Genomic DNA, 23,227 nt, shown 5'->3' with positions numbered 1-23,227 from the left:
GATGTCGACCGATCACATAAGATCCAGCTCGCGCCGAAACCTATCTCCTCGACTGTGCGAGGAACCTGACGAAGAACTGATCTCCATTACAAGAACGGATCTTCGCTATCAGGTGACCGGAACCGCTGAACTGCAGTATTACCTGCCGTGCAGAGGTGGGAGTCGGACTCCACTTGCTGCCCCCGAACAAGTCGGAGGCGGTCGTTGCAACAAGAGTAACAGGTCGCCGGAGATGAAAGAAATCGGTGCCGGTCCCCCACATCGGGGAGAGGCCCGATTCAACACGATCACGGCCTGATGGAATCCTTACATCCATGAGTGAGAACTTCGAGGCAGATCAGAACACCGACGGCGCGAATCCCGACGTCCGCGAACTCTCCGAAGTTCCCGCGGTCGAGGTCATCAGCCGCGCCGCAGTGATGCTGATGAGTTCGGCTGCCGAAAAGCTCGGCCTCTCCGATGCCGACCCGTCTTCCAGCCCCTACCTCGACCTCGACGAAGCGCGTCGAGTCATCACCGCGCTTGCCGGATTGGTGACTGCGTCGGTCGAGTACCTCGGCCCCCACGCCGGACCCATCCGCGAAGGTCTCCAAGCCTTGCAGCGCGCATTCCGTGAGGCCTCCTCGCATCCGGACGAGCCAGGAAAGGGACCGGGCGAGAAGTTCACCGGCCCGGTCTACTGAGTTGGCAACCGCCAACAAGACTCAACCGACGCCCGAGGACGTCGACGCGTTCATTTCCCGCGTCGACGATCGCAAGCGCGCCGACAGTGTGGAGTTGATCTCCTTGCTGTCGGCCGCCACGGGCGAGCCTGCTGTGATGTGGGGCTCGAGCATCATCGGATTCGGGGCACGGCACTACCGGTATGCGAGTGGCCACGAGGGAGACACTCCACTGATCGGGTTCTCCCCCAGGGCCACCGCACTCACGTTGTACCTGTCGCTGAACTTCGACGATTACACGGACACGCTCGCGCGCCTCGGCAAGCACAAGATCGGTAAAGGCTGCCTGTACGTCAAACGGCTGAGCGACGTCGACCCAGCCGTCTTGACCGAGCTGATCACGGATTCCGTTGCCGCAGCCCGCAACATGATCGACTGAGTCACTCACCTTCGGGGCGCGACAGGCCGAGCGTCGTCGGGCGGTTGGCCGAAGACGCTCGAATCCCGTGGTGTGAAGTGATTGTTCGTCAGCGTGGCCCGACGCATTCGATCGAGTCGAAACCACCGCACGGCGTCGCGCTGGCGACACCAGCCGATGAGAAACCACAGTCCACGGTCCTGCGCCAGAATGTGCGGCTCAACTGCCCGCACCGTCTCCGAACCGTCCCCATCCACATAGTGCAACGACACGACGCGACTCTGTTCGAGACCCTGCTCGACGGCCTGCCGGTTCGCGCGCGAATCCGTCAGAGCCCCGACGTCTCCGCGAATCCACACGCGGCCACCGAGTTCGGCGACCTTACGACGACTCTCCTCGTCCATCACGTCGAGCAATTTTGCCAGCGCCGCACGTCCATCCGGCGCAAACGGAGCATCGCCCATCGCCGTCAACGCCAACGCGATTGAAACTGCTTGCGGAACAGTGAAATTCACCGGCGGTAGCGTGGCGCGACCTACGAGTCGGTATCCACCCCCAGGACCTGAGCGCGCCTCGATCGCCGCACCCGACATCATCAGCGTCTCGATATCGCGTTTGATCGTCCGGGTGGTGACACCGAATTCCTCGGACAATCGGGAACACGTAGTCCCTCGATCGCCCTGTCGCCGAAGTTCCTCGACAAGAGCATGCAATCTCGCAGCTCGATTCACACCCACAAGTGTCTCAGATTTCGATACCAAACGGTGACATAATTAGTGACAGTCCGTTGTCACCATCCCGGCTGCACAGTGAGTACATGAAAACTCACATCGTTCTTGTTCCCGGATTCTGGCTCGGTTCATGGGCATGGGATGCAGTCCTCCCGCACCTCGAGCGTTCCGACACCCGCGTGACCAGTCTGACGCTGCCCGGACTCGACGCCGTCGATGCAGATCGATCAGCGGTCACCTTCGACGCCCACGTCCGCGCAGTCATCGACGCTGTAACGGATTCCGACGAACGCACGGTCCTGGTCGTTCACAGCGGCGCCGGCCCCGTGGGGTACGCAGTCACCGATCGCATCCCGGACCGCGTCGCTCGGATCGTCTACGTCGACTCGGGCCCGATGCCCGACGGCGCAGCGCTGCGACCGGATTTGGCCGCAGATGTCGTCGAGATACCTCTGCCGACGTGGGCAGAGCTCGAAGCAGACGGCAGCAGCCTCGAAGGACTCGACGAGAAAGCTCTCGACGCGTTCCGCGCCAACGCCGTCCCCGAACCGGCCGGACCGGCACGTGAGCCGGTTGTCCTGACGAACGAGAAGCGCTACCAGGTGCCGTCAACCGTAGTTTGCAGCACGTTCCCGTCAGCGGTGATCGCCCAGATGGCCGACGGCGGTCATCCGATGGCCGCGGAACTGGCGAAACTCCCAGTGACGTATGTCGACCTCCCGACCGGCCATTGGCCGATGTGGTCGCGCCCCGAAGACGTTGCCCAGGTGATCCTCGAGGCCACCGCTTCCTGACCGACAGAGCAGTGATGCCGGGTCGGATTCCGACCCGGCATCACTGACCGACTTCTGCTAGCTCACGGAAGCAGCTTTCTTCCGTGGCGCAGCCTTCTTAGCTGCAACTGCCTTCGTTGCGCGCTTCTTGGTGATCGGCTTGGCCTTGACCGGTGCGTGCTGCGCGGTGAGAACTTCACTGAGGAACTTGCCCGTATAGCTCTCGGGGACCGCGGCCACGTCTTCCGGAGTACCTTGCGCCACAACGGTTCCGCCGCCGGATCCACCTTCGGGTCCCATGTCGACGACCCAGTCCGACGTCTTGATCACGTCGAGGTTGTGCTCGATCACGATCACGCTGTTGCCCTTTTCGACCAGACCGTTGATCACGATCAAGAGCTTGCGGATGTCCTCGAAATGCAGACCCGTGGTGGGCTCGTCGAGGATGTACACGGTCCGGCCGGTCGACCGTTTCTGCAGTTCGGCGGCGAGCTTGACGCGTTGTGCCTCACCACCGGACAGGGTGGGAGCCGGCTGACCCAGTCGAACGTAGCCCAGACCGACGTCGACCAGAGTCTTGAGGTACCGGTGAATGGAGGTGACCGGTTGGAAGAACTCGGCTGCTTCCTCGATCGGCATGTCGAGAACCTCGGCGATCGACTTGCCCTTGTAGTGGACCTCGAGCGTTTCGCGGTTGTACCGAGCGCCGTGGCACACCTCGCACGGCACGTAGACGTCCGGCAAGAAGTTCATCTCGATCTTCAGCGTTCCGTCGCCGGAGCACGCCTCACAGCGTCCGCCCTTGACGTTGAACGAGAACCGACCAGGCTGGTATCCGCGGACCTTCGCTTCCGTGGTGGCTGCGAAGAGGGTTCGGATCTTGTCGAACACACCGGTGTACGTCGCCGCATTCGATCGCGGAGTCCGGCCGATCGGAGACTGATCGACCTGCACGAGCTTGTCCAGCTGATCGAGACCGTTGATTCGTGTGTGACGGCCGGGCACCTGGCGTGCACCGTTGAGCTTGTTCGCCATGACGGTCGCGAGAATGTCGTTGACCAACGTCGACTTACCCGAACCGGAGACACCGGTGACAGCGGTGAGAACGCCCAGCGGGAAGCTCACGTCGATGCCGTCGAGATTGTGCTCGCGAGCTCCGACGACCGTGACCTGACGCTTGCGGTCCACCGGCCGACGAATGGCCGGAACCTCAATGAAGCTGCGACCCGACAGGTAGGCGCCGGTCAGGGACTCTTCACACGTCAGCAGTTCTTCGTACGGCCCACTGTGGACGACCTTGCCGCCGTGCTCGCCGGCGTACGGTCCGATGTCGACCACCCAGTCAGATGTACGGATGGTGTCTTCGTCATGCTCGACCACGATCAATGTGTTGCCGAGGTCACGCAGACGCGTCAGAGTTTCGATCAGTCGCCGGTTGTCGCGCTGATGCAGGCCGATGGACGGCTCGTCGAGGACGTACAGCACGCCGACGAGTCCGGATCCGATCTGCGTTGCCAAGCGGATTCGCTGGGCTTCGCCACCGGACAACGTGCCCGCAGCACGCGAGAGAGACAGGTATTCAAGGCCGACGTCGAGCAGGAACCCGAGGCGCGCCTGAACTTCCTTGAGGACCTGACCCGCAATGGCCTCTTCGCGCGAACCGAGAGTGAGGCTGTTGAGGAAGTCCGCGCAGTCCGAGATGGAGAGTTCACAGACCTCGGCGATGGACTTACTGCCGAAATCTCCAGCCGCGATAGTTACTGACAGGATTTCCGGGCGCAGGCGAGCTCCACCACACGCCGGGCACGGGGTGTCGCGCATGTACCCGTCGTAGCGTTCCTTCATCTGATCGGACTCAGTCTGTTCCAGGCGGCGGTGCAGGAACGGCATCACACCTTCGAACTCGGCGTAATAAGAACGGGTACGGCCGTACCGATTTTTGTACCGGACGTGAACCTGCTCCTCACTACCTTCGAGGATCGCTTTGCGGGCCTTCGCCGGCAACTTGTTCCACGGCGTTTTCATGTCGAAACCGAGGATGTCGCCGAGGCCGGACAGCAAACGTCCGAAGTACTCCGAACTCTGGCCCATCGACCACGGCGCGATTGCTCCGTCTTCGAGACTCAGGTCGGGATCGGGAACCACCAGATCCGGGTCGACCTCCTTGCGGATACCGAGACCGGTGCATTCGGGGCAGGCACCGTAGGGCGAGTTGAAGGAAAACGAGCGCGGTTCGAGATCGTCTATGGCAAGAGCGTGGCCATTCGGGCAGGCCAGCTTCTCAGAGAAACGACGCTCTCGATCAGGTGCATTTTCCTCGCGGTCGACGAAGTCGAGGACGACGATGCCTTCGGCCAATCGAAGGGCGGTCTCGACCGAATCGGTCAGGCGCTGCTTCGAGCTCGCCTTGACCTGCAAGCGGTCGACAACAACTTCGATGTCGTGCTTTTCCTGCTTCTTGAGCTTCGGCGGATCTGCGAGCGAATGGACCACACCGTCGACGCGCACTCGCGAATAGCCCTGGGTGTTGAGCTGATCGAAGAGATCGACGAACTCGCCCTTGCGTGTACGAACCACCGGTGCGAGTACCTGGAACTTGATGCCCTCGTCCATCTCGAGCACCTGATCGACGATCTGCTGGGGCGTCTGACGTGCGATCTTCTCACCACACACCGGGCAGTGCGCTGAACCTGCGCGGGCATAGAGGAGTCGGAGGTAGTCGTAGACCTCGGTGATGGTGCCCACCGTCGAACGCGGGTTGCGGTTGGTCGACTTCTGGTCGATCGACACCGCAGGAGACAGTCCTTCGATGAAATCCACGTCCGGCTTATCCATCTGACCGAGGAACTGACGCGCGTATGCCGAGAGCGACTCGACGTAGCGGCGCTGACCTTCGGCGAAGATCGTGTCGAAGGCGAGGCTGGACTTGCCGGAGCCCGACAACCCGGTGAAGACGATCAGGCTGTCTCGCGGGAGGTCGAGATCGACTCCTCGCAGATTGTGCTCACGCGCACCCCGCACGATCAGGCGATCCGCCACACCAATTCCCTTCATTGTCAATCATCTGGGGCCGTCCCCCCGGAGAAGTCTCGAGCGGCCTCGCAAACGCGAGTCCTCGAGCGATCGTCATCGTAGGCCGAGCCACCGACACGTTTATCTCACCAAGCGAGCCCATCGCTCTACCTGCCCCTATTCGAAGGTAGCCTGCGATTCATGACGAATCAGCCCATCGTGATCGACGACTCCTACACCGGTCAGGTCTCCCCCGATTCTGCCCCTCAGCGGCGCACAGTCGAAGGCGCCGTCATCACGAAGATGTCGGTCGGCCCCATGGACAACAACACTTACCTCGTCGTCTGTTCCACGACCGGGAAATCTCTCCTGATCGATGCGGCCAACGAAGCCGAGAAGATCATCACGCTCATCGAACAGGAAGCACCTGTTTTCGATTCCATCGTCACCACCCACCAGCACGGCGATCACTGGCTGGCCTTGCAGGACGTCCACGCCGCCACGAAGGCGCCGACCGCCGCTCACCCCCTCGATGCGGATGTCCTTCCCGTCACCCCGGACGTTCTCCTCGAAGACGGCGACAAGGTGACCGTTGGCAACTTGAGCCTCGACGTCATTCACCTGTCCGGCCACACGCCCGGCTCCATTGCACTGGCTCTCACCGAACCGAGCGGGCAGGTTCACCTTTTTACCGGTGATTCACTCTTCCCCGGTGGTCTTGGACGGACAACAAAACCGGAGGAGTTCGAATCCCTCTTCCACGACGTGGCGACCAAGATTTTCGACGTGTACGGCGACGACACCGTCATCTACCCCGGGCATGGGAAGGACACCACGCTCGGAGCCGAACGCCCGTCCCTTGCTGAATGGAAGGAACGGGGTTGGTAGGGCAATTGCGGGAGCAAACCAACGACCCAAGCGGAGGACGACAGTGACCGGGTTGATTGATTGGTTCGCATCCCAACAACCCGCAGTCAAAATAAGCGCACTTGCGCTGATCGTGGCAGTCCTGAGCGCCGGATTCGCGTTCACCAGTGCTCTAACTGCCCGTCAGGCGCTTCGGTGGTCGAAAGCCCAATCTGCTCGCAAGTCTCCGGGGCTTAGAGTCACGTACCTCGAAAGCTCCTGTTTCGTGGGTCCCTCCGAGCGAGATTATGCATTCAAGGTGAACATCAAAAACCCATCCGAAAGTGCCAACTCGGTAAGTGAAGCGGAGTTAATTATCAAGTACGGAGGCAGAGAGCGCCCAATTACCCTTAAAGTTCGTAGTACGTCACTGAACTCAGAGGGAAATATTGACCTGACTTTTCCTACCGAGATTGGATCCGGCTCGTCCATCGAAGGATCAATACATTTCGCATTTGCGAACGCTGTTTTGGATGGTCATACAGTGCGAGATCTGACAGTCAGGCTAACTGACACCTTCCAAAACAAGATCGAATTCTCGACGAAGGTGGTACACGAACAAAGGCTCACACCATGAGAATCCCGCAGCGACTTGATCCCGCCAAGATTCTCCGTGCGACGGCCACTGCTGGGATCGCCAACATGTACGTCGCCGGCGGTGCGGTCGTTCCGATAATCATGGTCGATTGCAGCGATCGCAACGATGTGAACGAGCTGATTCGAGTGCACGAACACCTACCGGCCGGCGACTGTGTTTTACAGTGGTCCACGGTCCTCGGCAGTAATGATCAAGTTCTGCTGAACCTGAAATTCGAACGACCAATTGGCCTTGAGTTCGTTATTGAGTTCGAACTTCCACTCCACGCTGGCGCGATCGACAACATCCTGCAGGCTGGAATGTTTCAGCTGCAGAATGGCGTCCTCGGCGACACTCCATCTTCCACGCAGGGCAGACCACGAATAAATATTGAACTACCTGCCACCGGTTTCGGACCTATCTGGGAGAAAATATTCCAGAAAACAATGATTAATACATTTCGAGCGGAAGGTTTAGGTCGCAAGGAAGCACGGGCCGCTTCGATCCTGTACATCACAAACTGGCGAAGAGTAATGGATTTCGGTTCGACGTAGGTTACTCCATCGAGGCCAATTCACGGCATCCGAAAAGTCTCCGGGAGGAAGACCAGCCGCAACTTCGCGAGTAATGCCATCCACTGCTCCATAAGGCCTACACGATATCGACCATTGGCATGAACCGGGTACTACGACGCTCAACTGCTCCGCGGAGTTGGGCGGCCGAGCAGAGGACGGCACAATTGCTGCACCACACTACTGTCCTGCCGCTAGACGATGTACCCGTGCGACTGCTCCCATGCGTCGTGATTGTCGGCCAGTCGGTATCGCTGGGCGTTCCGTTTGACACGCAATTCGCGACTCTCGGTGATCTTCTTGTCGAGCTCAACATCCCGCCTGCCGAGCTTCCTGTAGTGCACAGTGACCACATCACCAGCGGGGATTGAACGCACATCAAGCACCAACCGCTGATTGCGACGGAGGACTCGTTTCTGCGAGGTCCCGACATTATAGGTGGGATGGACAGGCGAGTGGCCGAACACAAAGGTGCCTTTGATCTGCATGGGCTTCTTCTGTATTCGGACCAGGTGTGCGATGCCGATCTTTTCGGGCGTGAGAACAAACGGTTCCTTGCGCCACTCCTTGATCGCGAATAGAGCACCGGGGATCCCCACGAATACTGCACCTTCAGCCCCGATCGCACCTGCCCATGCAAGTAGTTCTGTTGCCATCACGGCCTGCAGTGTCTAGTACCGGACGTACCGGATCCAACTAGCGGATGCCGAGGATCCGATCAGGAAAACGGCAAGCCACTCGTCAAGGTCTCGACGGTCTTCCGTTGGATCGTATCGACCTCTGCTGACGGGCTCACTTCGGTCACAACGTAAAACCCCAATACCCCCGGGTTTGGCCTGCAGTCAACGAGAGAAGTCGTTGACACTCCGAACTAGACTGGAATTCATCTGATCTGCCGGGTCACTGCTTCCTGCAACGACGAGTACTCAATTCGCGACGGCCCATCGTTGCACATTTCAGCGCTCTGGATGTCGTCAGCGCCTTGCAGTACTCATCCCCTCTCTGACACCGTGTGCTTGCTGCGGACTCGTCTGGCTCATCGCTTGTGCGCCATCCCTACGGGGATCTCCCACGATAAACTCGGTGGGCTAAATGTTGCATCCGGCCACCGCGTACCCGCGTCGTAAATTACATTTTCAAGCTTGGCAGCATTCAATAGAGCGCCACGTAGATCCGCCTTACGGAGATCCGCCCAGCGTAAGTCCGCGGCCGATAAATCCACACATCGCAAAATAGCGCCGTGCATGTCAGTCTTCCCCAGATCGGCATTGCGCAAATCTGACCTTTGAACATCACTACCAGACAGATCGGCCCCCGAGAGGTCGGCGTCGTTCAGATTCGCGTGCCTCAATACCGCTAGCCGCATGTCTACCTTGGACCAAAGCGATTTGGACAAGTCCGCGCCGTATAGATTCAGCACCAGTCCACGTCCGGCCCACAATCCGGCCGGCACCGCAGAAACGGGTGCCGTACCTCCTGGTTTTGCGGCCTGCGCCTGCCTCATATGACTACAGAACTGCGCAATGATTGCCTCGTTGACGACCCGTTCACCGGCCTCAATGTTCAAGACGGCTGGCGAGGGCGAGACCAGGTGTGTGTTCTGGCGGAGGTAGGCACATAAAATGTCGACGATCGTCTCGCACTCGGCCACCTCAACACGCCCCTCAACACCCAACTCAATCAACCGCCTGTGATGATGAAGCCAGTCGTCGGCAAGGCCGACCAGCGTGTACACCCCAGCGGTGCGGATCGAGAAGTGTTCAGAACTTGCGAGCTGTTGGGCCGCCTTCTCGAACCGCGTCCACAGAAGCGATTCTGCGTCTTCGACCCTGTTCTTTTGTGCGATCTCGCTCTGAGCCATCAGGGTCCGAGCAGCACCAGCTGACGCGATCGCCGCGGCCACCATCGCTCCGAGCGGAGCCAGCACACCGCCAACTCGACCGGCGACCCAGTCCCAATGCAGCGCTGCCCCGACCAACACGGCCAAGGAAAGAGCTGACGTTGCTGCCACAAGGCAGGAAATCCAGAACCACATCTGAAGTCCGCTTGATACCCGACGCCGACGCCGTCCTCTGGTGGAGCATAGGACGAACGTCGATACTCCGAGTGACACCACCGCGACGCCCAGCGCCCATCTAGCCAGGTTCTCCATCGCGACAGTATGGCAAAGCGCGCACGCCAGGTGCCCGACATCGGGCTATCCCCTTGGCAACTCAAGAATCCCAGGGGATCGTGCGAAGCCGCGCTGGACACGAGCAGTTGCACTCGGGACCCATGCGCACCCGAACCTTCCACGGACCCTGTCCAGATATGTCGACTCGATCCCTGCATAGGGTGTTCACATGGCGAAATGGCAGTGGGATGAAATTCTGCTCGCGTGTGACCTCGTGGCCGAGAACAACTGGAAGGAACTTCGCCCCGGCGACAGTCAGGTGATCGCACTATCGGGGTTCCTTCGCGCACAAGCGACCGGCGACGTACTTCACTCGGACCCCGATTTCCGTAATCCGAATGGAGTTTCCCGGAAGACTACCGACGTCATGACTGCGCACCCGGACTACATCGGTGCTCGAACCAAAGGAGGCCGCACAACTGCCGATGTTGTCCTCGCTTACCTCTCCGATCCGGCCCGTTACCATTACGCCGCTAATGAGCTTCGAACAGCCGCGAACCTTGGGCGAGACATCGAGGAAGCAGTGGGCGCACCGATCGATCCCGACCCAACCTCGATCGAGGGCCGGGTCATCCATCGCCTGATCCGCACCCGCGAGCGCGACCCAAAACTCCGCGCCCTCAAGATCAAACAAGCTATGGCGCAATCGGATTCACTAATCTGTGAGGTGTGCTCGTTCAGCTTCAAGGGCACCTACGGGCCGCTCGGCGAGGGCTATATCCACGTTCACCACGTGGTCCCGCTACACGCCTCCGGCGAGGTCAGGAATTCCCTGGACGATCTGGTTCTCGTCTGCGCCAATTGTCACGTGATGCTGCACCGCGGACAGACGTGGAGAACGCCCGAGGAGCTGCGCGGAATCGTTCGGGTTGCGGCTCAGGCATGACTGAACAAGGCCGCACCCATACCCTTGGCTCCCAGGTGGCCGGAGAGCTACGAAAGTGGGGATCAACTCTGGGCTGATCCAATCGCTCGTTGGGGGTCTTCCTGTGCCGACTGTGGCGGCCCATTCGAGTGCATCGACCAGCGAGTCCAGGTCGCCGCGGGCGGCCACCATAGCGTGGAGAACTGCCACCCATCCTGCAGAGCGTGCAACCGCGGCAAGTTCGACTCACATGACCGGCACCTCATCGCGGAGCACCGGTCGTGAACACGAACCCAGTGCCTCCTCCTGCCGTCAGGACTGCGCCACAGTGGGTCCATTCCTGGCCTCAAGGCCGCTCAACCGCTGGGCGGTTCCGGCCGCGATGGCTGTACGCCGTGTGTGCATCGAAGCACGGGCTCGCCGGTGCCGCGAAGATCACCATGATGCTGCGCAGTGACGGGCGTACCTCGTCGGTGCCGGCTACCTACAAGGCGCTCGCGAATGCAGTCCAGCAACAATTCGAGAGAGTCAGCGACTTGCCTCGCTTGTGCCCGTCACCCGCCAGCTCCTTGTGGCAAACCACGAACACGCCGTGGGCGGATACGCGGTAACGGATACTTCCGAGCGAGTTGTCCGAACCCACGACGAAGTCATCGACGCAGGACAACGCACTTCGGCGACCAGGAATCCGTCAACCGGGTCAGGCGTCGCGGGATCGCCGAACCGGACCAATTCCTTGTGAGATCGCTAGGGTGGAAAACGAACCTACATCGGGAGGCTTGAAACATGCTGGTACGTCGAATTGCTCGTCCACTGCTTTCCACGATCTTCATCGCCGGGGGAATCGATGCTTTGCGCAACCCCGCTCAGCGAGCAGCCAAAGCGTCACCCCTGATCGACAAATCCGTCGAGACGCTGCCAGGAGCAGTGACGCAGAAGGTGCCTGCTGATCCGGAAACACTCGTCAAGATCAACGCCGCGGTCCAGATCGGTGGCGGTGCCCTGCTCGCCACGGGCAAGGCTCCGCGGCTCGCGTCGTTGGTCCTCGCCGGAAGCCTGGTGCCCACCACACTGGCCGGCCACGACTTCTGGAACGAAACCGATCCGTCACTGCGAGCGATGCAGCGCACCAACTTCATCAAGAACGTCAGCTTGCTCGGCGGACTGATGATCGCGTCCGTCGACACCGAGGGCAAGCCGTCGCTCGGCTGGCGTGGCCGCCGCGCCGCGAGGAAGGCACAGGCGTCTATCGCCGCGGCGCTTCCATTGGTCGCATCGCAGACCGATCACACGAGCGATCGCGTCGAACATGCTTTGTCGGTGGCATCCGAGCGCGGTTCCGAACTTGCCGAAACCGCGAAGGCACACGGAACGGATTGGCTCGAACTCGCCAAGGGGCGTGGTTCCGAGTTCGCGGAGATCGCGAGCAAGCGTGCCGCTGAATTCAGCGAGGTCGCCAAGGAGCGCGGCCCGGACATCCTCGAAGTCGCGCAGAAGCGCGGCTCCGAACTGGCCGAGACCGCACGCGAGCGCAGCGCCGAACTGGCCGAGCTGGCGAGCAAGCGCAGCTCCGAGTTCGCCGAACTCGCGCTCGAGAAGAGCAACGAGTGGGCAGAGACGGCGTCGGAACAGACCGAGGTGTTGGGTAAGCGGGCTCGCAAGCGTGCCGAGAAGGCGCTCGAAAAGGCTCGCGCCAAGAAGGATGAATTGACGCACTGAGTGCACCGAAAATCACGGTCAGGCCACCTTCGGGTGGCCTGACCTGTATCTATGCGGCAGTTCATCTGGGGGAACTAGACTGTCTTGGCGCTTTTGCAGCGCATGAATTTCTCATCAAGCCTAGGAGATCCTTTGCCCGACGCGGACCCGTCACTGAACGAGCAAGAGCTCGAGCAGCAGTACGTGACGATGCTGTACTCCCGTCTCGACGATCTTCGAAAGTATGCCCAAACACGCTTGAGCACGGTTCTCCTCGAGACCGGCGGCACCCCGCAGGCACGCAGTGAACGCGAATCCTTCAATGCCATGTACACCGAGGATCTCGCCAAGTACGACGCAGCCGAGAACGGAATGTGTTTCGGACGCATCGACTTCGACGACGAGCGACGCTACGTCGGCCGACTCGGAATTCTGGACACCGACAACGACTACGAAACGCTGCTCCTCGACTGGCGTGCCCCGATGGCACGGCCGTTCTATCTGGCGACGCCGGCGGCACCTGAAGGTGTGAAACGGCGACGTCATATTCGCAGCCGTAGCCGCACGGTTACGGGCATCAACGACGAATACCTGGACCTCGATGCAGCCCGCGCCGCCGGAGTAGTCACCGAAGCCGGCGGCGTCGCCGGTGAGAGCGCACTCCTGGATGCTCTGAACGCAGCACGTACGGGCCAGATGAACGACATCGTCGAGACCATCCAGAGCGAGCAGGATGCCATCATCCGCTCCGAACACAAGAGCGTTCTGGTGGTCCAGGGCGGTCCGGGTACCGGCAAAACAGCTGTCGCACTTCACCGTGCCGCCTTCCTGCTCTACACGTACCGTCAGCAGCTGGCCAAGGCCGGCGTTCTCATCATCGGGCCGAACGCGACCTTCCTCGACTACATCAGCCAGGTCCTCCCTTCACTCGGTGAGACCGGCGTCCTGCTCTCGACGATTGGTGACCTGTACCCCGGAGTGCGCGCAACACGTACCGATTCCCTCGCCGCCGGTGAGATCAAGGGTTCGCTCGCGATTCTCGACGTGCTCAAGAACGCCGTCCGGGATCGACAGGAAGTTCCGTCCAAGCCGATCACCCTGCGATTCGACACGTACGACTTGAAGCTGGATCGCAAAACCGTCACGAAGGCGCGCGGTCGGGCTCGATCGTCGCGTCGCCCACACAACCTGGCGCGCCCGATCTTCGTAGCAGCGGTCATCGAGGCGTTGGCGCTGCAGATGGCCGAACTCATCGGCGGAAACCTCGTCGACGGCGGCTCACTCCTCAGCCGGGACGACATCGCCGACATTCGCGACGAGATGCGCGAGGACTCCGACATCATGTCCGCCATCGGAAAGCTCTGGCCAGAATTGTCGCCGCAGCAAATCCTCGCGGAACTGTGGACGTCTCCGGCGAGGTTGGCCAAGGCAGCGCCGCAACTCGACGACGGACAACGCGACGAGCTTCTGCAGAGCGTCGGGCCAGGATTCAGTGCGGCCGACGCTCCCCTTCTCGACGAACTCGCCGAGATCCTCGGCGTCGACGATGCCGCCGAACGCGAACGCGCACAACGCGAATGGCGCGCACAGATCGCCGACGCCCAGGGTGCTCTCGACATCCTCACCGGCTCCGCACCACAGGACCTCGAGGACGAGATGGATCCGGAGATCCTGATGGCGTACGACTTGATCGACGCCAGCCAACTCGCCCAGCGCCACGATCAAGGCCAGCGCCAGACCACGGCGGAGCGCGCTGCCGGCGACCGAACCTGGACCTACGGTCACGTGATTGTCGACGAAGCCCAAGAGCTCTCCGAGATGGCGTGGCGAATGCTGATGCGGCGCATACCGAATCGGTGGATGACGTTGGTCGGCGATACGGCCCAGACCGGTGATCCTGCGGGAACCTCGTCCTGGCAGACGATCCTCGAGCCTTACGTCGCCAAGCGCTGGAAGCTCACCGAACTGACCGTGAACTACCGAACTCCGTCGGAGATCATGGATGTCGCTCACCGCGTGCTCGAAGAGATCGACCCGGAGCAGTCGGTGCCCCGGTCGGTGCGCGACAGCGGATTCGCGCCTTGGGCGCTCAAGACCACGGCCGAAGAATTGGAATCGACCGTGCGCCGCTGCATCGAGTCCGAGTCACATCCCGGGATCACCGCCGTGATCGCCGGCTCCGGGGTTGTTGCCGATCTGGCGGGCCTTGCGAGTGAGACCGTGAGCGTCCTGTCGGTCAAGGACGTCAAGGGGCTCGAGTTCGACACCGTGTTGATAGTCGAACCCGCCGACATTCTCGACGAGTCACCCCGGGGAATGAACGACCTCTACGTCGCGTTGACCCGAGCTACCCAGAGGCTCGGCATCATTCACATCGAGTCGCTCCCCGCGGTTCTCGACGGCGTCGAGGCCGCAGAGTTGGCCTTCGATTCGTGAGCCTCACGGAGTAGGTTCGTGCGTGACACCACGAATGGTGGTGTCACTCCGATTTGTGTCGACGACTGAAGGAATGACCCCTCGTGCTTGGCCTGCCCGCAAGTTCCGCCGCACCCATCCGCAAAATCTGTCGCGTGATGATCGGTGTCGGGATGCTGGCAGCGGTGACCGCAGGTTGTTCAAAAGACGATTCGAGTTCGACGGCAGCTGCAGGCAGCGACGACATCGCTGCTGTTGCTGCCGCACCCACAGAAACCCCGGTGGACGACGCCGAACGTCTGCGAGCGGCGATCGCGTCGTCCGGGGTGAACCCCGCGTTTTCCGACGACATGTTGCAGGCGCTCGGTGACGGCGTCTGCCAGCAGCTCGCGGCCGGCACGGATCGAGGGACGATCATCGCGAATCTGCGGCAGGTATCACTCAATGGAGCGAGCGAACCGGTGATCACGAGCGGAAACGGCTCGGCCGCATCGACGCCACTTCCCAGCGTTGATCAGCTGGCTGAAGTGTTCGTCGATGCGGCCGAGGCCGACTACTGCCGGTAAATCAACGAACGGTGTGCACGATCAGAACGTCGGACGTCGCCTTGCGCGCGGCATCGGAAGGCACCGAACCGAGCAGACGCCCGGTCAGAGTGTTCAATCCGCGATTTCCGACGACGAGCAAATCGCCCTTGACCTCGTCGAGCAAAGCAAGAAGCGATTCGACGGGAGCGCCGACGATGGCGCGTTCGACAACGTCCTTGGCGCCCTGGGCGTGTGCACGCTCTCGCGCCGTACGAAGGATCTCGTAGGTCGGAGCGGAACCGGTGACCTGGTAGGCCTCGTTACCCAATGCGTCAGCGGCAGCGCTCACGTCCTTGGGATCAGCCGGGTAGTACGCACACGCGATGACAAGCTGAGCGTCCGAGCCACTGGCGATGGCGGCAGCTCTGTCGACTGCCTTCAGTGACGACTCGGAGCCATCGGTTCCTACGACAACGGTCCGGTAGGCACTCATTCATTCCTCCATGGTTACGGGACGGACGGTACGGCCGGCACCGGGCGCAACGCTGTTGCGCCCGCTCGACAACCGCTGCGCTGACATTAGCGGGATTGTGCCGCGGATAGTGTTATTTGCAGTACACGCCACAAGCTCACAGTGAATGTGATCATCAGTCACAGACACAATTGTCCTACAGTGACCGATCAGCGAAGTTTGCCGAAGCGAGGCCCGAACAGCGCCGCCGGGAAAACTTCCTGCTCGACCAGGGCAGCACGCCATGGCGTCGCCAATTCCAGCAATCGCTTGGCACCTTCTTCTCCAAGCGCATCCCACGGGGCCAGGGCAAGATCGTCCGTCAGGTCTTCGACGACGTCGCGCAGTTCCTGCCCGTCCTCGGTCAGCGCACCGGACGAACGGTCGAGCAGTTCACGATCCTTCAGGCTCTCCACTGCCTCGTCCCACTGTTCCTGCGACCACCCGCGGCGAGTCTGTGCGAACTTACGCTGAAAACCGATTCCCGTGGCTGTGTGCGTGATCAACGCGTCCAGTCCGTTCAATCCCGCAGTCTGAAGGGCCGCAATGTGGCCGTCGCCGCGATACTCACGCAGCAGTGTCAGCGCATGCCAGAAACGCAGGTGCGGTTCGGTCGGCCAGTCGAGCGACGCCCAGCCCGCGTACAGGGAGCGGCCGTCGACTCCGGGAATGTTCTGAGCCGCGATCGACACGAGTTCGGCGGCCTCGGCCATGTCCGCCGACCCCGTCACATCTGCACCGAACAGACGAACGTAAGCCGCGTCGATTGCCCGATACCGCGCCGCGACAACCTCTGCGGGCCTTGCCAATTCCCAGGCACGCGGAATGACACTGGCGATCAATTCAGGATTGAAGTTGAAGAAGGTGGCCGTGACGACAGTCGCGGGTGGAGCGCCGAGCGGCGCTGACCGCCCCGCGAAGTACACCATTCGGCCAGGCTCCAACCCGACGCCGACAAGTTCCTTCTCCGTCTCCGGCACGAAGTACGCCAGCGAGTGAAGAAGTTCGAGAGTCCGCGCGGTCTTGCCTGCAGTCTGTGCATCCATACCTGAAACCGTAGCGGGCGCGAGCACGAACGCGCGCGCGGCGACCTACTTGAGGCCTGCGGCGTCCATCCCTCGAAGTTCCTTCTTCAAATCCGAGATTTCGTCTCGCAATCGCCCAGCCAACTCGAACTGAAGGTCGCGTGCAGCATTCATCATCTGATCGGTGAGTTCCTTGACCAGATCTGCCAATTCGGCGCGAGGCATCGACTTGGTGTCGCGCCCCTCGTACACACCGGCACTGACCGCGCGACCGGCCTCACCCTGCGCGCGCCGACCACGCGTCGCGTTGCGACCTGAACCACCGACGTCCACGGACGCCGCAGTGTCCTCTGCCTCCTCGTACACCTGATCGAGAATGTCCGCGATCTTCTTGCGTAGCGGTTGTGGGTCGACGCCCATCTTCTCGTTGTAGGCGACCTGCTTCTCGCGCCGTCGCTCGGTTTCCTCGATCGCCTGCGCCATGGATGCGGTGATCTTGTCCGCATACATGTGTACTTGGCCGGACACATTTCGAGCCGCTCGACCAATCGTCTGAATGAGGCTGGTGGAGCTACGGAGGAAGCCTTCCTTGTCGGCATCGAGGATCGCGACCAGCGACACCTCGGGAAGGTCGAGTCCCTCACGCAGGAGGTTGATGCCGACCAGCACGTCGTACTCCCCCAGGCGGAGCTGCCGGAGCAGCTCGACTCGCCGGAGCGTATCGATATCCGAGTGCAGATACCGGACGCGAATACCGAGTTCGAGAAGGTAGTCGGTCAGGTCTTCCGACATCTTCTTGGTCAGAGTCGTCACCAGCACGCGCTCGTCGCGTTCGGCGCGCTCACGGATCTCGTGGACGAGATCGTCGATCTGCCCCTTGGTGGGTTTGACGATGACCTCGGGGTCGATCAATCCGGTCGGGCGAATCACCTGCTCGACGAACTCACCGCCGGACTGACCCAACTCGTACTTGCCGGGGGTTGCCGACAGGTAGACGGTCTGACCGATCCGCTTACTGAATTCTTCCCACGTCAGAGGGCGGTTGTCGGTGGCCGACGGTAGCCGGAATCCGAATTCGACCAGGTTGCGCTTGCGCGACATATCGCCTTCGTACATGGCGCCGATCTGCGGGACGGTCACGTGCGACTCGTCGATGACCAGAAGGAAATCTTCGGGGAAGTAGTCGATCAGGGTTGCGGGGGCAGTTCCAGGACCACGGCCGTCGATGTGGCGCGAGTAGTTCTCGATGCCGGAGCAGAACCCGACCTGCTTGATCATCTCGAGGTCGTACTGCGTTCGCATGCGCAGACGCTGAGCTTCGAGAAGCTTGCCCTTGCCCTCGAGTTCGGCGAGCCGCTCTTCGAGTTCTGCCTCGATGTCCTTGGCCGCACGCTCCATGCGTTCAGGGCCGGCGACGTAGTGCGTCGCCGGAAAGATACGGACCGTGTCGACCTGACGAACGATGTCACCGGTCAGTGGATGCAGGTAGTACAGCGCTTCGATCTCGTCACCGAAGAATTCGATGCGTACCGCCAACTCTTCGTAGGACGGAATGATCTCGACCGTGTCGCCGCGCACGCGGAACGAACCTCGCGTGAACGCCATGTCGTTGCGGTTGTACTGGACATCGACGAGTAGACGCAGGAACGCATCGCGCGGTACCTCGACACCGACGTCGAGCTGAATCGAGCGATCGAGGTACGACTGCGGCGTACCGAGGCCGTAGATGCACGACACCGAGGCCACCACGACCACGTCCCGTCGTGACAGAAGACTGGACGTCGCCGAGTGGCGCAGTCGCTCCACGTCGTCGTTGACCGACGAATCCTTCTCGATGTAGGTGTCGGTCTGGGCGATGTACGCCTCGGGTTGGTAGTAGTCGTAGTACGAGACGAAGTACTCGACCGCATTGTTGGGAAGCATTTCCCGAAGCTCATTCGCGAGCTGAGCAGCCAGAGTCTTGTTCGGAGCCATCACCAGAGCGGGGCGTTGCAACTTTTCGATCAACCACGCTGTGGTCGCGGACTTACCGGTACCGGTCGCACCGAGGAGGACAACGTCCTTCTCCCCCTCGTTGATCCGTTTTTCCAGCTCGGCGATAGCCGCCGGCTGATCGCCTGCCGGTTCGTACGGACTGACGACCTCGAAGCGCGCGTCTGAGCGCTCGATGTCACCAACCGGACGAAACTCGGAATGCGCGACCACGGGATGTTCGGAAGCAAACGCCATGAAACCAGGGTAAGCGCACCCACCGACACAATGCCTGCTCGTCCGCATTCAGCTGAAAATGCACTTCGGCGGTAGGTTCTTCGACCATGAGCGAGGAACGTCCCCACATTCACCGGCCGAAGGTCGAAACCTTCGACATCGCAGCTCGTACCAACGTCGATCCCAAGGGTTTCGTTCGCCCGGTCGAGCACTACCGCGAAGAACCGTGGGGGCTGTACATGGCGCGCCACGCCGACCATCCCCAGTTTCACTATCTCGAGTCCTGGATCATTCCCGAACTCGGAATTCGGGCATCGATTTTCCACTTCACCCCTGAGCACGCCCGAGACTGGGATATCTACGTCGACATCGGTGACTTCACTCGCAGCGACCAGGTCTGGACATCCGAGGACCACTACCTCGACCTGATCGTGCAGACCGGACACAGCATCGAATTGCTCGACGTCGACGAGTTACTCGAGGCAAACACCGCCGGCATCCTGGACCCGAAGACGTCCGAGCGCGCAATGCTGAACGCTGCCCGAGCCATCGACGGTATCGCCGCCCACGGTCACAACCTCGACGCCTGGCTGGACTCGTTGGGCATGCCGGTCACGTGGGGCTGAGCCGTTAGAGGGACCAGCCTGATTTCTCGGCCCATTCCCACGCACGGTGGAATGCGGCGTCGAACCACGGGGTCTTGACCCCCAGATAGGCGTCGATCGCTAAGGCGTAGTCGTCGATGCCGGCAGCGCTCGCAGCCGCCTTGACCTTGAGTTCGGTGTACTCGGCACGCGCCGATGCGTCGGCGCGAAGCCAGTCACGGAAGAGGATCGCGAACTGCTGACCCGGCCAACCGTCCACCCGAATGTGGATGTTCGCGCGGCGCCCCGGATCGGCGCTTCCGTGAATTCGCTTCGCCCACACCGCCGGATCGGTCTCGCCACCGAGGTACGACGGTTTCGGGTCGTCAGCGACGATGTGCTCGATCCGGGGGAACCCGGCAGCGGCCAGATCCTGCGCGAGGTCGTCGGCAACGCCGAGGTGCTCGACAGTGATCTGAATGTCGATCACGTCCTTGGCATCAAGACCAGGCACTGCGGTCGATCCGATGTGATCGATACGGCGCGCGCGGTCACCGGCCGCCAGTGACAACCGGCCGATGATTCGTTCCGCCTGCGCCGGCCACGACGGGTCAGCTGGAGTCAGCTCGGGAAGCGCGCGCACCACCGTGCCCTCGCGGAGGTTCTTCTCGAAGGGAACAAGTCGATTCGCCCACAGGTCGCGGACCACGTCGTCAAGTGAACCCGGCTCGCCGCTGTTGTCGAGCCCCACGTCGGCAACAGCACGACGCTGATCGTCACTTGCCTGCGCTGCGATGCGCGCACGCGCGTCGGATTCCGGCATACCGCGTGAGCCCACCAGGCGTCGAACTCGCTCCTCCTCGTCGACGTAGACGATGACGACCAGGTTGAATGCCGGCGCCATGGAACCCTCGACCAAGAGCGGAATGTCTTGAACGAGCACTGCATCCGACGGCGCGGACGAGATCTGCTCCATCGTCCGCGCACCGATCAGTGGGTGAAGGATGCCGTTCAGAGTTCCGCGTGACGTGTCGTCGGCAAACGCCAACGACGCCAACGCGGGGCGGTTGAGGCTGCCGTCCTCGGACAGAATCCCGTCGCCGAATGCATCGACCAGAGCGGCAAGTCCAGGAGTACCGGGCTCGACCACTTCTCGGGCGATCAAGTCGGCATCGACGATGACGGCTCCCAGTTCGCTGAGGATTTTCGACACTGTCGACTTACCGGCTCCGATGCCTCCAGTGAGGCCTACTCTCAACACACTCGACAGTCTCTCATCTCCGCGCCCGAGAGATTCAGACACGCCTACGGATCGAACACGCCGAGGCCTTCGAGGCTCAAATACCACAATTTCGGTGACCGTGCGGTTATGTTCTAGCGAACGCACCTGTACCTGCAACTTCTCGAGAAAGTGGACGCCATGCGAGCAGATCGCGACCATCACGGTCAGCACCGCCTCGGAATGCCGAACGGCGTGCACTGCATAGAGTTTCCCGAAGTTGCTTTTGCCCTGGCAGAGCACCGTCGTACGTGGTTCACGATGCTCGTGAGCCAAGGCCGACACAGCTTCGCATCGATGCGTAAGCGCACAGCCGAAGCCACCGCCACCTATTGGGTGCCTGCTCCCGCAAACTGAGTTCTCTTCACGAAATACAAAATGACCGGCAACCATTCGGTGCCGGTCATTTTTGTGTTCACTCACGCAATCTTCCGCCGACAAGTGACACCTGACAGAGAAAGAACCCCGCCCCTGCAAGTGCAGGTGCGGGGTTCTTCACAGATCTCGCTTGATCAGATCAAGCGGTAATCCTTATGCGTTGCCCGACAGCTTCTCGCGAAGTGCGGCGAGCTGTGCATCGCTGGCAAGCGATCCGCCAGCAGACTCGGCCGGAGCGGAGCCGGCAGCAGCCGGAGCCTCGGTGTCGTCTGCAGCAGCCGTCTCCGAGGAGTAGCCGGCAGCAGCGGTGGCAGCCTCAGCGGCCTCGTCTGCAGCAGTCTTCTCCATCTGAGTGGTATGCATCTTGTGGCGACGCTCAGCCTCGGCGTAGCGGTTCTCCCACTCTTCACGCTGCTTGTCGAAGCCCTCGAGCCATTCGTTGGTCTCGGGATCGAAGCCCTCGGGGAAGATGTAGTTGCCCTGATCGTCGTACGAGTCGGCCATGCCGTACTTGGACGGATCGAACTCGGCGTTGTAATCCTCGTTGGCCTGCTTCAGCGACAGCGAGATACGACGACGCTCGAGGTCGATGTCGATGACCTTGACGAGTGCATCGTCGCCGACGCCGACAACCTGGTCCGGAACCTCGACGTGGCGCTCAGCGAGCTCCGAGATGTGAACGAGGCCTTCGATTCCCTCTTCGACGCGCACGAATGCACCGAACGGAACCAGCTTCGTGACCTTGCCGGGCACGATCTGACCGATGGCGTGCGTGCGGGCGAACTGACGCCACGGATCTTCCTGCGTTGCCTTGAGCGACAGGGAGACGCGCTCGCGGTCCAGGTCGACGTCGAGAACCTCGACGGTGACCTCGGTGCCGACCTCTACAACCTCGGACGGGTGATCGATGTGCTTCCAAGACAGCTCGGAAACGTGAACCAGACCGTCTACGCCGCCCAGGTCCACGAATGCACCGAAGTTGACGATGGAGGACACGACGCCCTTGCGGACCTGGCCCTTCTGGAGCTGGTGCAGGAATTCGCTGCGAACCTCGGACTGAGTCTGCTCGAGCCATGCGCGGCGCGACAGGACCACGTTGTTGCGGTTCTTGTCGAGCTCGATGATCTTGGCCTCGATCTCCTTGCCGACGTACGGCTGGAGGTCGCGGACGCGACGCATTTCGACGAGCGAAGCGGGGAGGAAGCCACGAAGACCGATGTCAAGGATGAGGCCGCCCTTGACGACCTCGATGACGGTGCCCTTGACGGCCTCGTCCTTCTCCTTGAGCTCCTCGATGGTGCCCCAGGCACGCTCGTACTGAGCGCGCTTCTTCGACAGGATCAGTCGACCTTCTTTGTCCTCCTTGGTGAGGACGAGAGCCTCGACCGCATCTCCCACGGAGACGACCTCGTTGGGGTCGACGTCGTGCTTGATGGAGAGCTCACGAGAAGGGATGACGCCTTCGGTCTTGTAACCGATGTCGAGCAGAACCTCGTCGCGGTCGACCTTGACGATGGTTCCTTCGACGATGTCACCATCGTTGAAGTACTTGATCGTGGCATCGATGGCGGCGAGGAAGTCCTCGGCGGAGCCAATGTCGTTAATGGCAACCTGCGGCGAGGTGACGGTTGTGGAGGGCATATGTTGAATTGCTCCGGACGAGTTGTGGTCGGTTGATGGATTTTGTCGGACGAGATGCGCAACTGTGGCGTACAAATGTTGGAAGTACTTTTTTGGAAGTACTAGATCTATGTACCCAGCTGCATCAATAACGAACAACCGAATACCGGATCACATTCCACACCGCAGAACCGCACCGCGAGCTCTCTCGTTCCGACTGACTCCGAGATCCTGGCCAAGATGATCTTGGTAAAGACCTCGTATAGACAATCGGTCGGATGACAGACACTCGC

General features: G+C 61.1%; 20 protein-coding genes. 11 read left to right on the top strand and 9 right to left on the bottom strand.

Annotation, left to right across the window (positions count from 1 at the left end):
• Nucleotides 1-314: 314 nt before the first annotated feature.
• Together ACWF6P_RS26910 and ACWF6P_RS26905 are read left to right on the top strand one after the other, a co-directional pair.
• On the top strand, nt 315-683 hold the full coding sequence (locus tag ACWF6P_RS26910; protein ID WP_020907885.1) for a DUF1844 domain-containing protein: 369 nt from the start codon (nt 315-317) through the stop codon (nt 681-683).
• Nucleotide 684: 1 nt separating this feature from the next.
• A complete protein-coding gene (locus tag ACWF6P_RS26905; RefSeq protein ID WP_378539695.1) occupies nt 685-1,101 on the top strand; it encodes a DUF1801 domain-containing protein in 417 nt (138 codons plus the stop codon).
• Nucleotides 1,102-1,106: 5 nt separating this feature from the next.
• On the opposite strand, the gene ACWF6P_RS26900 is transcribed toward ACWF6P_RS26905, so the two are convergent.
• Entirely contained in the window at nt 1,107-1,817 is a 711-nt protein-coding gene (locus ACWF6P_RS26900; RefSeq protein WP_378640276.1) for a helix-turn-helix transcriptional regulator, read from the bottom strand.
• 80 nt (nt 1,818-1,897) lie between these two features.
• Here ACWF6P_RS26900 and ACWF6P_RS26895 point away from each other — a divergent pair, with 80 nt between their 5' ends.
• Entirely contained in the window at nt 1,898-2,605 is a 708-nt protein-coding gene (locus ACWF6P_RS26895; RefSeq protein ID WP_452623111.1) for an alpha/beta fold hydrolase, read from the top strand.
• Between the two features lie 57 nt (nt 2,606-2,662).
• Here the strand turns inward: ACWF6P_RS26895 and uvrA are convergent, their stop codons facing one another.
• A complete protein-coding gene (uvrA, locus tag ACWF6P_RS26890) occupies nt 2,663-5,623 on the bottom strand; it encodes an excinuclease ABC subunit UvrA (protein ID WP_452623124.1) in 2,961 nt (986 codons plus the stop codon).
• 174 nt (nt 5,624-5,797) lie between these two features.
• Here uvrA and ACWF6P_RS26885 point away from each other — a divergent pair, with 174 nt between their 5' ends.
• A complete protein-coding gene (locus tag ACWF6P_RS26885) occupies nt 5,798-6,484 on the top strand; it encodes an MBL fold metallo-hydrolase (RefSeq protein WP_452623110.1) in 687 nt (228 codons plus the stop codon).
• A gap of 591 nt (nt 6,485-7,075) precedes the next feature.
• On the top strand, nt 7,076-7,633 hold the full coding sequence (locus tag ACWF6P_RS26880; RefSeq protein WP_452623109.1) for a hypothetical protein: 558 nt from the start codon (nt 7,076-7,078) through the stop codon (nt 7,631-7,633).
• A 212-nt stretch (nt 7,634-7,845) separates the two neighbouring features.
• Here the strand turns inward: ACWF6P_RS26880 and ACWF6P_RS26875 are convergent, their stop codons facing one another.
• Together ACWF6P_RS26875 and ACWF6P_RS26870 are read right to left on the bottom strand one after the other, a co-directional pair.
• Nucleotides 7,846-8,310 (bottom strand): hypothetical protein, encoded by a 465-nt coding sequence (locus ACWF6P_RS26875; protein ID WP_452623108.1) that lies wholly within the window; start codon nt 8,308-8,310, stop codon nt 7,846-7,848.
• 377 nt (nt 8,311-8,687) lie between these two features.
• Nucleotides 8,688-9,803, bottom strand: a complete 1,116-nt coding sequence (locus ACWF6P_RS26870; protein ID WP_452623107.1) for a pentapeptide repeat-containing protein — start codon at nt 9,801-9,803, stop codon at nt 8,688-8,690.
• 190 nt (nt 9,804-9,993) lie between these two features.
• Between ACWF6P_RS26870 and ACWF6P_RS26865 the strand changes: the two genes are divergently transcribed.
• The 4 genes from ACWF6P_RS26865 (at nt 9,994) to ACWF6P_RS26850 (ending at nt 15,368) form a co-directional block, all read left to right on the top strand.
• Entirely contained in the window at nt 9,994-10,710 is a 717-nt protein-coding gene (locus tag ACWF6P_RS26865) for an HNH endonuclease (protein ID WP_452623106.1), read from the top strand.
• A 765-nt stretch (nt 10,711-11,475) separates the two neighbouring features.
• The gene (locus ACWF6P_RS26860; RefSeq protein ID WP_378548105.1) at nt 11,476-12,408 is read left to right on the top strand and encodes a DoxX family protein; all 933 of its coding nucleotides are present in this window, start codon (nt 11,476-11,478) and stop codon (nt 12,406-12,408) included.
• 132 nt (nt 12,409-12,540) lie between these two features.
• On the top strand, nt 12,541-14,823 hold the full coding sequence (locus ACWF6P_RS26855; RefSeq protein WP_452623105.1) for a HelD family protein: 2,283 nt from the start codon (nt 12,541-12,543) through the stop codon (nt 14,821-14,823).
• A gap of 137 nt (nt 14,824-14,960) precedes the next feature.
• Nucleotides 14,961-15,368: a hypothetical protein gene (locus ACWF6P_RS26850; protein WP_452623123.1), complete on the top strand. Its 408-nt coding sequence runs from the start codon at nt 14,961-14,963 to the stop codon at nt 15,366-15,368.
• A 1-nt stretch (nt 15,369) separates the two neighbouring features.
• Here ACWF6P_RS26850 and ACWF6P_RS26845 read toward each other — a convergent pair whose 3' ends face one another.
• From ACWF6P_RS26845 to uvrB, 3 genes are all read right to left on the bottom strand, one after another.
• On the bottom strand, nt 15,370-15,822 hold the full coding sequence (locus ACWF6P_RS26845) for a universal stress protein (RefSeq protein WP_019748627.1): 453 nt from the start codon (nt 15,820-15,822) through the stop codon (nt 15,370-15,372).
• 188 nt (nt 15,823-16,010) lie between these two features.
• The gene (locus tag ACWF6P_RS26840) at nt 16,011-16,886 is read right to left on the bottom strand and encodes an SCO6745 family protein (RefSeq protein ID WP_452623104.1); all 876 of its coding nucleotides are present in this window, start codon (nt 16,884-16,886) and stop codon (nt 16,011-16,013) included.
• A gap of 45 nt (nt 16,887-16,931) precedes the next feature.
• On the bottom strand, nt 16,932-19,094 hold the full coding sequence (uvrB, locus tag ACWF6P_RS26835; protein ID WP_019748629.1) for an excinuclease ABC subunit UvrB: 2,163 nt from the start codon (nt 19,092-19,094) through the stop codon (nt 16,932-16,934).
• 86 nt (nt 19,095-19,180) lie between these two features.
• Between uvrB and ACWF6P_RS26830 the strand changes: the two genes are divergently transcribed.
• On the top strand, nt 19,181-19,699 hold the full coding sequence (locus tag ACWF6P_RS26830) for a DUF402 domain-containing protein (RefSeq protein WP_452623103.1): 519 nt from the start codon (nt 19,181-19,183) through the stop codon (nt 19,697-19,699).
• A gap of 4 nt (nt 19,700-19,703) precedes the next feature.
• Here ACWF6P_RS26830 and coaE read toward each other — a convergent pair whose 3' ends face one another.
• On the bottom strand, nt 19,704-20,918 hold the full coding sequence (coaE, locus tag ACWF6P_RS26825; RefSeq protein WP_452623102.1) for a dephospho-CoA kinase: 1,215 nt from the start codon (nt 20,916-20,918) through the stop codon (nt 19,704-19,706).
• A 159-nt stretch (nt 20,919-21,077) separates the two neighbouring features.
• Here coaE and ACWF6P_RS26820 point away from each other — a divergent pair, with 159 nt between their 5' ends.
• Nucleotides 21,078-21,293, top strand: coding sequence for a hypothetical protein (locus ACWF6P_RS26820; protein WP_003944056.1), 216 nt, complete (start codon nt 21,078-21,080; stop codon nt 21,291-21,293).
• A 174-nt stretch (nt 21,294-21,467) separates the two neighbouring features.
• Here the strand turns inward: ACWF6P_RS26820 and rpsA are convergent, their stop codons facing one another.
• Complete coding sequence (gene rpsA, locus ACWF6P_RS26815; RefSeq protein ID WP_230813265.1) at nt 21,468-22,955, bottom strand: 30S ribosomal protein S1; 1,488 nt, start codon at nt 22,953-22,955, stop codon at nt 21,468-21,470.
• Nucleotides 22,956-23,227 lie beyond the last annotated feature (272 nt).

Source organism: Rhodococcus sp. NPDC055024, from assembly GCF_053608585.1.
Note: the sequence above shows the minus strand (reverse complement) of the source record. Positions and strands in the feature narration are given on the sequence as shown.

Bases quoted from the DNA above. Each gene is read 5' to 3' on its own strand.
- ACWF6P_RS26910 (WP_020907885.1), top strand. From the start codon at position 315: ATGAGTGAGAACTTCGAGGCAGATCAGAACACCGACGGCGCGAATCCC.
- ACWF6P_RS26895 (WP_452623111.1), top strand. From the start codon at position 1,898: ATGAAAACTCACATCGTTCTTGTTCCCGGATTCTGGCTCGGTTCATGG.
- ACWF6P_RS26885 (WP_452623110.1), top strand. From the start codon at position 5,798: ATGACGAATCAGCCCATCGTGATCGACGACTCCTACACCGGTCAGGTC.
- ACWF6P_RS26880 (WP_452623109.1), top strand. From the start codon at position 7,076: ATGAGAATCCCGCAGCGACTTGATCCCGCCAAGATTCTCCGTGCGACG.
- ACWF6P_RS26870 (WP_452623107.1), bottom strand. From the start codon at position 9,803: ATGGAGAACCTGGCTAGATGGGCGCTGGGCGTCGCGGTGGTGTCACTC.
- ACWF6P_RS26865 (WP_452623106.1), top strand. From the start codon at position 9,994: ATGGCGAAATGGCAGTGGGATGAAATTCTGCTCGCGTGTGACCTCGTG.
- ACWF6P_RS26860 (WP_378548105.1), top strand. From the start codon at position 11,476: ATGCTGGTACGTCGAATTGCTCGTCCACTGCTTTCCACGATCTTCATC.
- ACWF6P_RS26850 (WP_452623123.1), top strand. From the start codon at position 14,961: ATGATCGGTGTCGGGATGCTGGCAGCGGTGACCGCAGGTTGTTCAAAA.
- ACWF6P_RS26845 (WP_019748627.1), bottom strand. From the start codon at position 15,822: ATGAGTGCCTACCGGACCGTTGTCGTAGGAACCGATGGCTCCGAGTCG.
- ACWF6P_RS26840 (WP_452623104.1), bottom strand. From the start codon at position 16,886: ATGGATGCACAGACTGCAGGCAAGACCGCGCGGACTCTCGAACTTCTT.
- uvrB (WP_019748629.1), bottom strand. From the start codon at position 19,094: ATGGCGTTTGCTTCCGAACATCCCGTGGTCGCGCATTCCGAGTTTCGT.
- ACWF6P_RS26830 (WP_452623103.1), top strand. From the start codon at position 19,181: ATGAGCGAGGAACGTCCCCACATTCACCGGCCGAAGGTCGAAACCTTC.
- ACWF6P_RS26820 (WP_003944056.1), top strand. From the start codon at position 21,078: ATGCGAGCAGATCGCGACCATCACGGTCAGCACCGCCTCGGAATGCCG.
- rpsA (WP_230813265.1), bottom strand. From the start codon at position 22,955: ATGCCCTCCACAACCGTCACCTCGCCGCAGGTTGCCATTAACGACATT.